Raw genomic sequence first — 14,034 nt, forward strand, 5'->3', positions numbered from 1 at the left:
TTCCGGGCGACAGAAGGTCGGCGCCGTCACGCACAGGTCGCGGGGCGCGGATGTTGACCATCCCGTGGACTATCGTCTCAGGGATGGCCGTTTCAGGGATGCGCCTCAGGCCGAGAGTCGACGGTACTTCAACCGGTGCGGCTGGTCCGCGTCGCTGCCGAGGCGGCGGTGGCGATCGGCCTCGTAGTCGGCGTAGTTGCCCTCGAACCAGACGGCTTGGGAGTCGCCCTCGAACGCCAGGATGTGGGTCGCGACACGATCGAGGAACCAGCGATCATGGCTGATGACGACCGCGCAGCCGGGGAAGACCAGCAACGCCTCTTCGAGCGCGCGCAGGGTCTCGACGTCCAGATCGTTGGTCGGCTCGTCGAGCAGCAGGAGATTCCCGCCGCTCTTCAGCACCTTGGCGAGATGAACGCGGTTGCGCTCACCGCCGGAGAGATCGCCGATGCGCTTCTGCTGGTCCGTCCCCTTGAAATTGAAGCGGCCGCAGTAGGCGCGTGACGGCATCTCGTAGCGGCCGACGATGATGTTGTCGGCGCCGCCCGAGATCTCTTCCCAGATCGTCTTGCTGTCATCGAGCGAATCGCGGCTCTGATCGACGTAGGCGACCTGGACCGTCTCGCCGACCCGCAGCGTGCCGGCATCCGGCTGCTCCTTGCCGGTAATGATGCGGAAGAGGGTGGTCTTGCCCGCACCATTGGGGCCAATGATGCCGACGATGCCGCCCGCGGGGAGGTTGAAGGAGAGGTTCTCGTAGAGCAGGTTGTCGCCGTAGGCCTTCTTCAGCCCCTCGGCCTCGATGACCAGGTCGCCGAGACGCGGGCCCGGCGGGATGTAGATCTCGTTGGTCTCGTTGCGGGATTGGAAGTCCTGCGACTGCAGTTCGTCGAAGCGCGCCAGACGGGCCTTGCTCTTGGCGTGGCGGCCCTTGGGGTTGGTCCTTACCCACTCCAGCTCCTGCTTCATGGCCTTGATACGCGCCTGCTCCTGCTTTTGCTCCAGCTCCAGACGCTGTTCTTTCTGATCCAGCCAGGAGGAGTAGTTGCCCTCCCAGGGGATGCCGTAGCCGCGGTCCAGCTCCAGGATCCAACCCGCGACATTGTCGAGGAAGTAGCGATCATGGGTGACGGCGACGACGGTGCCCGGATACTCGTGCAGAAAGCGCTCGAGCCAGGCGACGGACTCGGCGTCCAGGTGGTTGGTCGGCTCGTCGAGCAGCAGCATGTCCGGCTTGGAGAGCAGCAGTTTACAGAGCGCGACACGGCGGCGCTCGCCACCGGACAGCTTGGTGACGTCGGAGTCCCAGGGCGGCAGGCGCAGGGCGTCGGCGGCGACCTCCAGGGTGCGCTCCAGGTTGTGCCCGTCGGTGGCCTCGATGAGGTTCTCGAGATCGGCCTGTTCTTTCGCCAGGGCGTCGAAATCGGCATCCGGCTCGGCATAGGCGGCGTAGACGGCGTCCAGGCGCTCCAGAGCCTCCTTGATATGGCCCAAGGCCTCCTCGACGTTGCCGCGCACATCCTTCTGTGGATCGAGCTGCGGTTCCTGCGGCAGATAGCCGACATGGATCCCAAGCTGCGGGCGTGCCTCACCCTCGATTTCGGTATCGATACCGGCCATGATTCGCAGCAGCGAGGACTTGCCCGAGCCATTCAGACCGAGCACGCCGATCTTGGCGCCAGGGAAGAAGGAGAGCGAGATGTCGCTCAGGATCACGCGCTTGGGTGGCACGATCTTGCCAACCCGGTTCATCGTGTAGATATATTGAGCCATGAGATGATGTGAGCCATTCGAGAGGGTGAGCCAATTGGATACTGTCAGTCATTCGATCATGTACGCCAGCGCATGCTTCGAGACAGCGCGGGGTTGGATGCCGTGGGTTCAGCCGTCGGAATCGTGGCGAGGGTTGCGAGACGGATGCTTGCGGTCGCGGTCGCATCGGGGGCGTTGCGCCCCACGCATGGCTGCGCATTTTGCGCTGTCGTCGATGAAATGTCCAAGCGCCACCGGCCGGATACGGATTCTGTGACAGACTCGGCTTCAATACACGGGATTGGGGCGGGAGACTATGCCCGCTTCTGTCCGCTCACGCATTGAATCACGCTCGGAGTACGCACGGCATGACACAACAAATCTCGGCGACGACCCTGGATGACCTGGTCCCTGTGCATCAGCTGAGCAAGGACGAGCGGCTTCGCCTTGCTCGGAGCGGCCAGGTGACGCAGTTGGCGGCGGGCAAGAAGTTGACGGCCATTCAGGAGTATCCCTGGATCGACTACCTGCTGTCGGGTCAACTCTGTCTCATCAATGGAGACAAAAAAGAGACGATCGAGGCCGGCACGATGCGCGCCTGTCAGCCCGTCTTCAACGCGAGCCGGCTGCGCGAGCAGGCCGTCTTCGTCGCCGAGGGCGAGCTGCTGCGCCTGGATCGGCAGCTCTACGAGAGCATCCGCGGGATTCAGCCGCCTTCCCTGACGTCGCTCCGCGAGATCGAGCTCAGCGAGACCGAAGGGGTCTTGGTTGGCAAGCTCTGTCAGGCGTGCAAGAAGGATAATCTCTCGCTGCCGACCCTGCCTAAGGTCGCCAAGGCGATCCAGGACGCGATGAAGGATCCGGACATCACCTCGGCCAAGCTGGCGCGTATCGTCCAGATGGACATGGCGGTCACGGGTGGTCTCATCCGACTGGCGAACAGTGTCATGTACCGCGCGGCTCAGCCCATCCCGGATGTGCGCAACGCCATCATCCGCCTCGGAATGGAGGTCACGCGCTCGGCCGTGGTCAGCATGGCGATGCAGCAGTTGTTCCGGTCCAAGAACCCGCTCATGAAGCACCGGATGAAGGCCGCCTGGAATCGCAGCGTCCACGTTTCCGCCCTCAGCTATGTGCTGGCACGCCATTGCAAGGGATTCAATCCGGAGCAGGCGATGCTCGCCGGGCTGGTACATGACGTCGGCGTGATCCCCATCCTCGACTATGTCAGCCGCGCGCAGATCGAGGTCGAGGAAGACGAGCTGGAGGCGGCCATCATCAAGCTGCACATCATGGTCGGCGAGCTGGTCGTGGACTATTGGGGGCTCGGGCCAGAGATCGTCCGGGTCGTGCGGGAGTCCGGCAACTGGCATCGGGACGGCGAGGATGAGCCGGATTACGCCGACATCGTGCTCCTTGCCCGACTCTATCGACTGAACCAGAACGAGTCGCGCGGACCCTTGCCGCGTTACGACGAGGTGCCGGCCTTCTCCAAGCTCGGTCTCGGCCATCAGGATGCCGGCGAGTCGGTCGATGTCATCGCCGAGGCGGGAGAGGAACTCTCGGCCGTGATGGCGATGCTCAAGGGCGAGCGGGAGTAGTCGCCGATGACGCTGCATCACGCGGACGCTGTCCATGGCGTCTGACGCCCTCCCGCTCATGGGATTCGTGGCACCGAGCGGCAGCGGCAAGACCACCTTGCTGCGTGCCGTGATTCATCTGCTCGCCGTGCGCGGCGTTCGGGTCGGCTATCTCAAGCACGCGCACCACAGCTTCGACCTGGACGTGCCGGGCAAGGACAGCTTCGAGATTCGCGCGGCGGGCGCCGCACAGACCCTGCTGGCGTCCCGCGAGCGCTGGGCCTTGCAGGTCGAGAACGCGGATAAGGGGGTGGACCCGGACCTCGCTCAGATGATCGGCCGGTTCGAGCCTGATCGGCTCGACCTCATCCTGGTGGAAGGCTTCAAGCACGCCCGCTACGACAAGATCGAGGTCTACCGCCTGGCCTCTGGCAAGGCGCCGCTCTATCCTGCGGATCCCGATATCATCGCGCTCGCGACGGACGACAGCCCGCCGCAACAGCCCCATCCGCCGCTGCTTCCACTGCGCGATCCAGCCGCCGTCGTCGATTTCGTCTTGCGGCACTGCGGGCTGATGGGCTGAGGCCGAATCGAGCCTGCCCGGTCGCTTTGGCGAAAGGGGGCGTTCTCCCGGCCCGGTGTCAAGGTCTCAGCGCTGCCAGAAGGTCGGTGTCAGGAGCACCAGCAGGGTGAAGATCTCCAGCCGACCGAGCAGCATGGCGAAACAGAGGATCCACTTTGCCGGATCCTGCAGGTCGGCATAGTGCGCGCCGACCTGGGAGAGTCCGGGCCCCAGGTTGTTGATGCAGGCGGCGACGGCCGAGAAGGAGGTGACCAGGTCCAGGCCGGTCGCCGTCAGCATGAGGTACATGAGCACGAAGCTCGCGACATAGAGCGAGAAGAAGCCCCAGACCGCGTCCACCACGCGGTGATTCACCGTCTTGCCGCCGATGCGCACCGGCAGCTGCGCGTTGGGATGCACCAATCGACCGATCTCACGCCCCCCTTGCTTGATCAAGAGTAGGACGCGGATGACCTTGATGCCGCCGCCCGTCGAGCCCGCGCAACCGCCGACGAAGCTGGCGAAGAGCAGCAGAATCTCCAGGAAGGGCGGCCAGAAGTAGAACTCCGCCGTGGTGAATCCGGTGGTGGTGCCGATGGAGACCGCCTGGAAGAGACCCTTGGTCAGGGACTCTTCCCACGTCAGGTAGGTCTGGCTGGAATAGAGCGTGATGGTCACGATGGTGGTGACCGTGACCACGATCAGCATGTAGAAGCGGAATTCGCTGTCGTGGAAGTAGACCCTGGGGTCCTGTCGGTGCACGGCAACGAAGTGCAGGGTGAAGTTCATGCCCGCCATGAGCATGAAGACGACGGCGATCATCTCGATCAGGGTGCTGTTGAAATAGCCCATGCTGAGGTCATGGGTCGAAAAGCCGCCGATGGCGACGGTCGAGAAGGCGTGGCCGATGGCGTCGAAGAGGCTCATGCCGGCGCCCCAGTAGGCGAGGGTGCAGGCGATCGTCATCCACAGATAGATGTACCAGAGGGCTTTCGCGGTCTCCGTGATGCGCGGTGTCAGCTTGGAGTCCTTCATGGGGCCAGGCATCTCGGCGCGATAGAGCTGCATGCCGCCGATGCCGAGCATCGGCAGCACGGCGACCGCCAGGACGATGATCCCCATGCCGCCGAGCCACTGGAGCTGCTGGCGGTAGAAGAGGATGGATTTCGGCAGGTCGTCGAGGCCGATGATGACCGTGGCGCCCGTGGTCGTCAGGCCCGAGAGCGACTCGAAGACGGCATCCGTGAGTGAGACGTCGGGGCTGGGCGACAGCATGAAGGGCAATGCCCCAGCCAGTCCCAGGGTCGTCCAGAAGAGCACCACCACCAGGAAGCCGTCGCGCAGCCGCAGCACATGCTGCGAGCCGATGACCGGGAGGAAGATGAGGAGCCCCGTGCTCAGAATGATGCCGAGGGAGAACAGGAAGGGCCAGAGGGCGCCGTCCTGATAGATGAGCGCGACCACGGCCGGCGGCAGCATGGTCAAGCTGAAGAGGGTGAGCAGCAGGCCCAGGACCTTCTGCACGGCGGCGAATTTCATGGGTCTGGGGCCATTCCCGCTGAGCGCCCCGCTAGAGGAAGGTCACGCCGACCTGGAACAGCCGCTCGACCTCTTGGATCCGGAGCTTGTCCTGCAGGAAGAGGATGACGTGATCCTCGGCCTCGATCACGGTCTCCGTGTGGGCGATCAGGACCTGGTTGCCGCGCACCAGGGCGCCGATGCTGGCGCCCTTGGGTAGCTTCAGCTCGCCGATACTGCGTCCGACCACCTTGCTGGACATGGTGTCGCCGTGGGCGATGGCCTCGATGGCCTCGGCGGCGCCGCGTCTGAGGGAGTGCACCATGACCACGTCGCCGCGGCGCACATGCTTGAGCAGGCTGCCGATGGTGGCCTGTTGCGGCGAGATGGCGATATCGATGCTGCCGGACTGGACCAGGTCCACATAGGATGGCCGGTTGATCAGCGCCATGACCTTGCGTGCGCCGAGGCGTTTGGCCAGCATGGCGGAGATGATGTTGGCCTCGTCGTCATTGGTGACGGCGCAGAAGACGTCCGTGTTCTCGATGTTCTCTTCCAGGAGCAGATCCTGATCGGCGGCGTCGCCATGCAGGACGATGGTCTTCTCCAGGTCTTCGGCGACGCGTTTGCAGCGGTTGAGGTTGCGCTCGATGATCTTGACGCGGAAGTTGCGCTCCAGCGTCTTGGCGAGTCGGGTGCCGATGTTGCCGCCGCCTGCGATCAGAATGCGCTTGTAGGACTTGTCCAACCGCCGCAGCTCGCCCATTACCGAGCGGATGTGCTCCGGCGCCGCCACGAAGAAGACCTCGTCATCGGCCTGAATGATCGTGTTCCCTTCCGGCTGGATGGCGCGGTCCTGGCGGTAGATGGCGGCGACCCGCGCGGCGACCTTCGGCATGTGATCGTGCAGGGTGCGCAGCTCCTGGCCGACCAAGGGGCCGCCATGGAAGGCGCGCACGGCGACCAGGCGGATGCGCCCGCCGGCGAAGTCCAGGACCTGCAGGGTCCCGGGGTTCTCGATCAATCGGATGATGTAGTCGGTGACCAGCGCCTCCGGGCTGATGGCGACGTCGATGGGGAGGGCATCGGTGCCGAAGAGCTTGGGCTGGTCGAGGAAGCTCTGGGCGCGCACGCGCGCGATCTTGGTGGGGGTGTGGAAGAGGGTATAGGCCACCTGGCAGGCGACCATGTTGGTCTCGTCACTGTTGGTGACCGCGATGATCATGTCGGCGTCCTCCGCGCCGGCGCGCAGTAGGACGTCCGGGTGGGCGCCATGGCCCATCACGGTGCGCAGGTCGAAGCGATCCTGCAGCTCGCGCAGCAGATCGGGATCCTGGTCGACGACCGTGATGTCGTTGGCTTCGCTGACCAGATTGGCGGCGACGGAGGTGCCGACCTGGCCGGCGCCGAGAATGATGATCTTCATTCAGCCTCCGGCCGGCCGCTCGCCGCGTTCAACTGAACCCTCATCGGCGCTCTTTGATCTCGATCCCGAGCGAGCGTAGCTTGCGGTAGAGGTGGGTGCGTTCCATGCCGGCCTCCTTCGCCATCTTGCTGACGTTCCCGGCATGTTTTTCGAGCTGGTAGTCCAGATAGGCCTTCTCGAACTGCTCGCGCGCCTGGCGCAGCGGCTGATCGAAGGAGACCAGTCCCTCAAGCGCCTGGACCTGGACCGGCGGCGGCGCGCCCAGGGCGCTCTCGACCTCTTTCTGGCCGATCTCGTCCCCGGCGCCGAGGATGAGCACGCGCTGCACCAGGTTCTTCAGCTCGCGCACATTGCCCGGCCAGGCGTAGTTGCGCAGGAAGTTCTGGGCGCCCACGCTGAAGCGGCGATACGGCAGCTTCTCGTGCGTGGCGAAGAAGTCGAGGTAGAAGTTCAGCAGGTCGGGGACATCCTCGGAGTGCTCCTGCAGTGAGGGGATGTTCAATGGGACCACATTGAGGTGGTAGAAGAGGTCTTCGCGGAAGCGTCCGGCGCGGACCTCGTCTTCCAGATTGCGCTGGGTGATGGCGACGATGCGTACATCGATCCGCACCGGCTCGCTGCCCCCGACGCGCAGGAAAGAGCCGCTGTCGAGTGCGCCGAGCAGCTTCGATTGGGCGTCCCACTCCATGTCGGCAACTTCGTCCAGCAGCAGGGTGCCGCCGGCCGCCTTCTCCAGGCTGCCGTAATGGGTGTGCTCGCCTTCCTCGGTGCCGAACAGCTCGCGCGAGGCGTTGTCGCCAGCCAGCGATGAGACGCTCAGATCGACGAAGGGACGCTCCTTGCGCGCGCTCTGGGAGTGCAGGTAGCGGGCGAAGGTTTCGCGCCCGCTGCCGGCCTCGCCGGTGATGAGGACCCAGGTGTCGTGCTGGGCGATGCGCTTGACCTGCTCGCGAAGGCGCTGCATGACCGCGCTGCGTCCGACCGGCTCATGGACCTGGGGGGCGCGGCGCTTGAGGCCGATGTTCTCCTGCTGGAGCTTGTCGGCCTCCAGGGCGCGCTCGACCGTGAGCAGCAGCTTGGCCATGGAGAGCGGCTTTTCGAGGAAGTCGTAGGCGCCGAGCCGGGTGGCCTCGACCGCCGTCTCCACGGTGCCGTGGCCGGACATCATGATGACGGGGCAGGGAAGGTCGTCGTCCTCCGCCCATTCCTTCAGCAGCGAGATGCCGTCGATATCCGGCATCCAGATGTCCAGCAGGATGAGGTCGGGGCGGCGATCCCGCAGGGCGTGGCGCGCCGCCTCGCCGTTCTCGGCGATGGCGACGTTGTAGCCCTCATCCTCCAGGATCTCCTTGACCAAGCCTCGGATATCGGGCTCATCGTCGACCACCAGAATATGCGTTGCGCTCATGAGTCTCCGTGTTGCTCCCGACCTTGGACCGCCGGGTCGGCGGCTTGCCAGACTGGTATTCGGACCCTGATCAGGGCGCCTTCACCAGTGTTTTCAGCTTGGATCATACCGCCGTGCTCCTCGATTATCTTCTGTACGATGGCCAGACCGAGCCCCGTGCCCTTAGCCTTGGTGGTGACATAGGGCTCGAACAGGCGGTCCAGCAAGTGTGCCTCGAATCCCGGGCCGTTGTCAGCGACGATGAGCTCGAGCCAGCGGGTCTCCTCTTCCATGCGCAGCTGGGTCGAGACGCGGATCCTGGCGGATGACTGGCCGTCGAGCGCTTCCTGAGCATTCTTGATGAGGTTGTGGATGACCTGCCGCAACCGCAACGGGTCGCCGCGAACCTGGAGTGTCGGGGCCTTGAGATCGATCTTCAGGGCTGGAGTCCCGGCGCTGCGGTAGAGGTCGAGCACCTGCTGGGCCAAGCTGTCGAAGACGAGTGGCGCGGCCTGAATCTTGGGCGCGCGCGCGTAGTCGGAGAAGTCGTTGACCATGGCCTTCATGGCCTCGACCTGCTGGATGATGGTACTGGTCGAGCGGTCGATCACGCGCGCGTCGGCTTCCCCGGCCTTGGTCAGCAGCTTGTGGCGCAGCCGCTCGGCGGAGAGCTGAATGGGCGTCAAGGGGTTCTTGATCTCGTGGGCCAGGCGGCGGGCCACCTCGGCCCAGGCGGCATTGCGCTGAGCCGTGATCAGCGAGGTGACGTCGTCGAAGACCACGACGTGCTCGCGCTGGCTGGCGTCGGGCAGTGTCAGGGGGCTACCCCGACACATCAGGGTCTGGCTGGCCTCGCCGCGCTGCAGCAGGACCTCCGCACGCCAGGCCTGGCCGGCCGCGACATGGCGGCGAATCGTCTCGCTCCAGGGCGTGAGCCAGGGCTGGTCGCGCTCGATCTGCTCCAGCGATGGCCCGGCGTCTTCGGCGAATTGCAGCGACAGGATGCTGCGCGCAGCCGGGTTCGCGGTGCGCAGCCGCAGCGATTCGTCGAGCACCAGGACGCCCGAGGAGAGACGGCCCAGGATGGTTTCGAGGTAGTTGCGCTGCGTCTCAACGGCCTGTTTGCTGCGCGCCGCGGTGTCGCGCGCCGTGGCGATGCGGCGCGACATGGCATTGAAGGAGGCCACCAGGAAGGTCAGCTCGTCGTCGTATCTGGGCAAGGAGATCTGTTGCTCATAGTCGCCCTCGGCGATGGAGCGGGTCGCGCGCGCGATGTCCGCGATCGGGGCGACCAGCCGGCGCGCGGTGTGGAAGGCCGCGATCAGCGCCGCCATGAGCCCGAACAGGAGCACCAGCGAGAGCGTGAGCGAGAAGCTGAGCTTGAGCGACTTGCGCAGATAGGCCAGCTCCGTGTAGCGGTTGTAAGCCTCTTCCAGGCGCGCGGACAGCTCGCTGATGCGCGCCGAGGTCGGAAAGATGGCCTGCATCAGCATGGACCGGCCGCGCGGATCCTGAACCAGGGTGCGCACGACCAGCTCTTCACCCGGACCGTTCTCCAGGCCGACATAGTTGGTGCCGGCGCGCACGCTCTGCTGGATCTCGCGCTCGGCATGGTTGGGGACCAGCTGGGTCGGATCCTCGTTGGCCGTGCCCAACACCTGGCCGTTGCCGCTGTAGACCGTCAGCTCGATGGCGCCGGCCTGGCGGCGCAGGTTGTTCAGGCTGAGCGCGATGGCGGTGGTGGAGCGGTCCTCGATCCCGGCGAGCAGCTGCTCGGTGATCTTACCGAGCAGGCGTTGGTTGAGGTCCAGCGAGGCCTGGTTGAGGACCAGGGCATCCTGCATTGCGCGCCCGATCTTGACGTCGAACCAGCTGTCGATCCCGCGCAGGAGGAACCCGAGCGAGAAGTAGTAGACCACGCCGACCGGGAGCAGGGAGATGAGGGCGAAGAGGACCACGATGCGTGCCGTCAGGCGCGAGCCCGCCGCTTGGCGGCGGTAGCGGCGCACCAGTTTGACGACATTGACCGCCACCAGCACCGCCAGGACGAAGAGGCCGGTCAGCACCAACGCGAGCAGGGGCACGAAGGCGCGGCTCAGCTCCTCCGAGTTCTGCACCGCGTCGCGCATGAGCACGAGGACGACGAAGAGTCCGATGATGAGGATGGCGACCGGGACGGTTCCCAGTCCACGGCGCCAGCTCAGGGGGTTAAGGGCCACTTGCTCCACCCGCTGGCGAGTTTCCAGGACGGTTTCAGATAGGCCATGGGTCTGAGCGGCAGCGGCAGCTCCTCGATGTCCAGGAAGACCTTAATCTGGACTTCATAGTCTTCGTCCGGCTCCAGCGCATCCTGGGAGACGAGCTGGATCTCGCCAATGTCGCCCAGTGCGCGGATGGCTGCGTCGCGCGTCACGAAGTCCCTGCCAGTCGTTCCGGGCAGCCGATAGACCTCGTAGCGCTCGGAGAGCGGCTTGTAACGCACCGCGTAGCGCAGCTGCAGGTCCAGGAGACTGTCCTCCCACAGCCAGGCCTTGGTGCGCCGTATTTGGATGTGATACACGACCGTGAGTGGCACGCCGTTATCCAATGCCTCGAGCGCCGTTTCGCTCGGATTGAAGGCGACGCTGGTGCTGAGATAGAAGTTGGCGTCTTCGAGTCGGGTCTGGGCCTGTCGGACCTCGAAATCGTCGCGTGCCAGCGCCGAGGTCGAGACCGTGAGGAGCAGACTCAGGATCAGTGCGAGATTGAGACCGCCGCCTTTCGATGGGGTCATGAGGACCTCTTCTCGAGCAGGGCATAGAAAAAGCCGTCGTGCCCGCCAGAGGTCGGAAGCAGCTGGCGGCCCCGTGGCGCCGCGCGGCCCCAGGCGTGCGCAATGGCTCGCTCGCGGGCGTCGGGTTGGCGCGCCAGGAAGGCGTCGATCTGCAGATGGTTCTCCTCGACCAGCAGCGAGCAGGTGGCGTAGAGCAGACGCCCCCCGTCCGCGAGCAAGGGCCAAACGGCGTCCAGCATCCTGGCCTGGACCGCGCCGAGCGTTGCAATGTCCGTCGGACGTCGTAACCACTTGATGTCTGGATGGCGGCGAATGACGCCCGTGGCGGAGCAGGGGACATCCAGCAGGATGCGCTCGTAGCGCGTTTCCGCCCAGTCTCCACGTGGATCCGCCGCGTCGCCCTGCGCGACCTTGGCCGCTAGCCCAAGCCGCCGCAGCGTGCTTCGCACGCTCTCCAGTCGGGCCGCGTCGCTGTCGATCGCGACCAGATCCAGCGCGCCACCGGCGCGCTCCAGGATGGCGGCGCTCTTGCCGCCAGGGGCGGCGCAAGCGTCCAGGACACGCTGGCCCGGCTGGGCGTCGAGCAGCTCGGCGGCGAGCTGGGCGCCACTGTCCTGGACCGAGACCAGTCCGGCGTCGAAGCCGGGCAGCTCGCGCGTCGGTCGTGGCACGTCCAGCACAAGGCCGGCCTCCAAGCCGGGGATGGGGTCTGCCTTGATGCCTGCCTCTGCGAGCTGGCGCAGGTAGCTCGCGGCATCCGTGCGCGTCCGATTGACCCGCAGCGCCATTGGCGGGCGGTCGTTGCTGGCGGTGAGGATGTCTTGCCAGTCCTCGGGCCAGGCATCTTTGAGTTGCTCGATCAGCCAGGCGGGGAAGAGCCAGTGGGCCTCTGGCCCTTGCATCACCGCTTCCAGCAAGGCCTCACGCTCCCGTTGGAAGCGTCTGAGCAGGGCGTTGACCAGAGCGGCCTTGCCTGGCTTGCCCATGAGACGGGCGGCTGCGACGGTGGATGAGACGGCCGCGTGGGCGGGGGTGGCCATGGCGTCGAGCTGGTAGAGTCCGACCAGGATGAGACACTCCAGATCCCGGTCGGGCGCCTTGAGCGGGTGCTTGAGCAGACGGCCCGCCAGTGCTTCGAGCCGCGGCAGCATGCGCAGGACGCCGTAGCTCATCTCCTGAGTGAGTGCCAGATCGGCGGGAGACTGCGCGTCGCGGCGCTCTTGCAGGACGCGTGTCAGGGATTGTCCACGGTCGCGAACCCTGTGCACGACGCGCGCTGCCGCCGCGCGCGAGCCCGCGCCGACAGCGCTGCGTTCAGTGCCCTTACCATCCTTGAACTCAACCAAGTCGTACGCCGTCCAGGTGGCGTGCATTCAGGTAGTCGCTGGCGCTCATGGGCTTCTTTCCGGCGGGTTGCAGACGGGTGATGCGCAGGACGCCCTGGCCGGTGGCGACCTGGATCCCGCCTTTGTCGGCTCGGATGACGCTTCCCGGTGGCGCGGGCGTCTCGGCCCGCGGGTCGGACTCGGCGTCCCAGATCCGTAGGCTGGCCCCGTCGATCTCGGTCTGCGCGACCGGCCAGGGGTCGAAGGCACGCACCTGTCGCTCGATCGTCTGCGCGGAGCCGTTCCAGTCGATCACGGCTTCCTCCTTTGTGAGCTTGTGTGCATAGGTGGCTCGACTGTCGTCTTGTGGCTCCGGGACGCTGGAGCCGTCGACGATGCCCGGCAGCGCCTCCATGAGCGCTGCGGCACCCAGATCGGCGAGCCGGTCGTGCAGGCTGCCGCCGGTCTCGCGGGCGGCGATTGGCGTGGCGATGCGATGATAGACGGGGCCAGTGTCCAGTCCCTCTTCCATGCGCATGATGCAGACCCCGGTCTCATCGTCTCCGGCGAGCACGGCGCGCTGGAGGGGGGCCGCGCCGCGCCAGCGCGGGAGCAGGGACGCATGCACGTTGACGCAGCCGAGACGCGGGGCCTCGAGCACGGCGAGCGGCAGAATGAGTCCGTAGGCGATGACGATCATGAGGTCGGCTTCGAGGGCCTGCAGGGCCTGCGCCGCCAGGGGATCGCGTTTGAGGCTCTGCGGCTGATGGACGGTGACGTCGTTCTCCAGCGCGAACTGTTTGACCGGGCTCATCTGCAGCTTGCGGCCACGGCCAGCAGGCCGATCGGGCTGCGTATAGACGGCAACGACGTCCGCCCCGCCCGCGATGAGGGCGGCCAGACTCGGCACGGAGAACTCGGGCGTCCCCGCAAAGATGACTCTAAGGCCCTTCATGTGCCCAACTCAGCCTGCGAGCAGGCGGCTTGCGTGCGGTTGCGAGGTCCACGCCGCCCGCGAGCGGTCCGCGGACAGGTGCGGTCGATGGGCATCAAACGACCTTCCGTCCCGCTGCGGCGGCATCGCTTGGAGCGGCATGGCGCTCCTTCTCCAGCTTCTCCAGCTTGCGTCTGATCCGTTGGCGCTTGAGCATGGAGATGTGATCGACGAAGAGCTTGCCGTCGAGGTGATCGATCTCGTGTTGAATGCAGACGGCGAGCAGACCATCGGCTTCCAGCGTGAAGGGCTTGCCATCGCGGTCGAGCGCTTGCACGCGCACCCGCTCGGCACGCGTGACGGTCTCGAAGAAGCCAGGCACGGACAAACAACCTTCGTCCATCTGTTCCGTGCCTTCCTTCCAGAGGATCTTTGGATTGATGAAGACCATGGGCGAGTCATGCCCTTCGGAGAGGTCCATCACCACCACCCGGCGCTGGACGTCGACCTGATTGGCCGCGAGACCGATGCCGGGAGCGGCGTACATGGTCTCCAGCATATCGCCCACGAGTCGACCTATGGCATCGTCGACGTGGTCCACGGGTAAGGCTTTCTTGCGAAGCCTGGGATCGGGGAAGGTGAGTATGTCGAGCTTGGGCATGTTCTTGTGAGGCTGTGATCTATCGATGAGGCTACGTTGGTCGCCAAGTGGGTAGAAGAAAGGAAGACGGGTGCGCTACTATCCGCCAGATACTACACCCCACAGTGGGGGCGGGT

General features: G+C 65.5%; 11 protein-coding genes. 2 read left to right on the forward strand and 9 right to left on the reverse strand.

Going from position 1 to position 14,034, the window contains the following annotated elements:
* Positions 1–105: 105 nt before the first annotated feature.
* Positions 106–1,773, reverse strand: coding sequence for an energy-dependent translational throttle protein EttA (gene ettA / locus CKO23_RS10975; protein WP_200330960.1), 1,668 nt, complete (start codon positions 1,771–1,773; stop codon positions 106–108).
* A gap of 347 nt (positions 1,774–2,120) precedes the next feature.
* Between ettA and CKO23_RS10980 the strand changes: the two genes are divergently transcribed.
* Positions 2,121–3,353 (forward strand): HDOD domain-containing protein, encoded by a 1,233-nt coding sequence (locus CKO23_RS10980; RefSeq protein WP_200330961.1) that lies wholly within the window; start codon positions 2,121–2,123, stop codon positions 3,351–3,353.
* A 34-nt stretch (positions 3,354–3,387) separates the two neighbouring features.
* Complete coding sequence (mobB, locus tag CKO23_RS10985) at positions 3,388–3,915, forward strand: molybdopterin-guanine dinucleotide biosynthesis protein B (RefSeq protein WP_200330962.1); 528 nt, start codon at positions 3,388–3,390, stop codon at positions 3,913–3,915.
* 66 nt (positions 3,916–3,981) lie between these two features.
* Here mobB and CKO23_RS10990 read toward each other — a convergent pair whose 3' ends face one another.
* The 8 genes from CKO23_RS10990 to def all read right to left on the reverse strand — a co-directional run bounded on the left by CKO23_RS10990 (position 3,982) and on the right by def (position 13,918).
* Entirely contained in the window at positions 3,982–5,433 is a 1,452-nt protein-coding gene (locus tag CKO23_RS10990; protein ID WP_200330964.1) for a TrkH family potassium uptake protein, read from the reverse strand.
* A 31-nt stretch (positions 5,434–5,464) separates the two neighbouring features.
* Positions 5,465–6,838, reverse strand: a complete 1,374-nt coding sequence (gene trkA / locus CKO23_RS10995; RefSeq protein ID WP_200330966.1) for a Trk system potassium transporter TrkA — start codon at positions 6,836–6,838, stop codon at positions 5,465–5,467.
* A 40-nt stretch (positions 6,839–6,878) separates the two neighbouring features.
* The gene (locus CKO23_RS11000; protein WP_200330968.1) at positions 6,879–8,246 is read right to left on the reverse strand and encodes a sigma-54-dependent transcriptional regulator; all 1,368 of its coding nucleotides are present in this window, start codon (positions 8,244–8,246) and stop codon (positions 6,879–6,881) included.
* Positions 8,243–10,444: an ATP-binding protein gene (locus CKO23_RS11005; protein WP_200330970.1), complete on the reverse strand. Its 2,202-nt coding sequence runs from the start codon at positions 10,442–10,444 to the stop codon at positions 8,243–8,245. The genes CKO23_RS11000 and CKO23_RS11005 overlap by 4 nt, the downstream gene beginning before the upstream one ends.
* Positions 10,426–10,998 (reverse strand): DUF4390 domain-containing protein, encoded by a 573-nt coding sequence (locus tag CKO23_RS11010; RefSeq protein ID WP_200330972.1) that lies wholly within the window; start codon positions 10,996–10,998, stop codon positions 10,426–10,428. Before CKO23_RS11010 ends, CKO23_RS11005 begins: the two co-directional genes overlap by 19 nt.
* Entirely contained in the window at positions 10,995–12,371 is a 1,377-nt protein-coding gene (rsmB, locus tag CKO23_RS11015; protein WP_200330974.1) for a 16S rRNA (cytosine(967)-C(5))-methyltransferase RsmB, read from the reverse strand. The genes CKO23_RS11010 and rsmB overlap by 4 nt, the downstream gene beginning before the upstream one ends.
* The gene (gene fmt / locus CKO23_RS11020) at positions 12,337–13,278 is read right to left on the reverse strand and encodes a methionyl-tRNA formyltransferase (protein ID WP_200330975.1); all 942 of its coding nucleotides are present in this window, start codon (positions 13,276–13,278) and stop codon (positions 12,337–12,339) included. Before fmt ends, rsmB begins: the two co-directional genes overlap by 35 nt.
* A 94-nt stretch (positions 13,279–13,372) precedes the next feature.
* Positions 13,373–13,918: a peptide deformylase gene (gene def, locus CKO23_RS11025; RefSeq protein ID WP_200330977.1), complete on the reverse strand. Its 546-nt coding sequence runs from the start codon at positions 13,916–13,918 to the stop codon at positions 13,373–13,375.
* Between the last annotated feature and the right edge of the window lie 116 nt (positions 13,919–14,034).

Origin of the sequence: Thiocystis violacea, from assembly GCF_016583565.1 — a bacterium.
Lineage (GTDB): Bacteria > Pseudomonadota > Gammaproteobacteria > Chromatiales > Chromatiaceae > Thiorhodococcus > Thiorhodococcus violaceus_A.

What these genes read in the sequence shown, in the direction of transcription:
- CKO23_RS10980 (WP_200330961.1), top strand. Translation starts at nt 2,121, where the DNA reads ATGACACAACAAATCTCGGCGACGACCCTGGATGACCTGGTCCCTGTG.
- trkA (WP_200330966.1), bottom strand. Translation starts at nt 6,838, where the DNA reads ATGAAGATCATCATTCTCGGCGCCGGCCAGGTCGGCACCTCCGTCGCC.
- rsmB (WP_200330974.1), bottom strand. Translation starts at nt 12,371, where the DNA reads ATGCACGCCACCTGGACGGCGTACGACTTGGTTGAGTTCAAGGATGGT.
- def (WP_200330977.1), bottom strand. Translation starts at nt 13,918, where the DNA reads ATGCCCAAGCTCGACATACTCACCTTCCCCGATCCCAGGCTTCGCAAG.
- fmt (WP_200330975.1), bottom strand. Translation starts at nt 13,278, where the DNA reads ATGAAGGGCCTTAGAGTCATCTTTGCGGGGACGCCCGAGTTCTCCGTG.
- CKO23_RS11000 (WP_200330968.1), bottom strand. Translation starts at nt 8,246, where the DNA reads ATGAGCGCAACGCATATTCTGGTGGTCGACGATGAGCCCGATATCCGA.
- CKO23_RS10990 (WP_200330964.1), bottom strand. Translation starts at nt 5,433, where the DNA reads ATGAAATTCGCCGCCGTGCAGAAGGTCCTGGGCCTGCTGCTCACCCTC.
- ettA (WP_200330960.1), bottom strand. Translation starts at nt 1,773, where the DNA reads ATGGCTCAATATATCTACACGATGAACCGGGTTGGCAAGATCGTGCCA.
- mobB (WP_200330962.1), top strand. Translation starts at nt 3,388, where the DNA reads ATGGCGTCTGACGCCCTCCCGCTCATGGGATTCGTGGCACCGAGCGGC.
- CKO23_RS11010 (WP_200330972.1), bottom strand. Translation starts at nt 10,998, where the DNA reads ATGACCCCATCGAAAGGCGGCGGTCTCAATCTCGCACTGATCCTGAGT.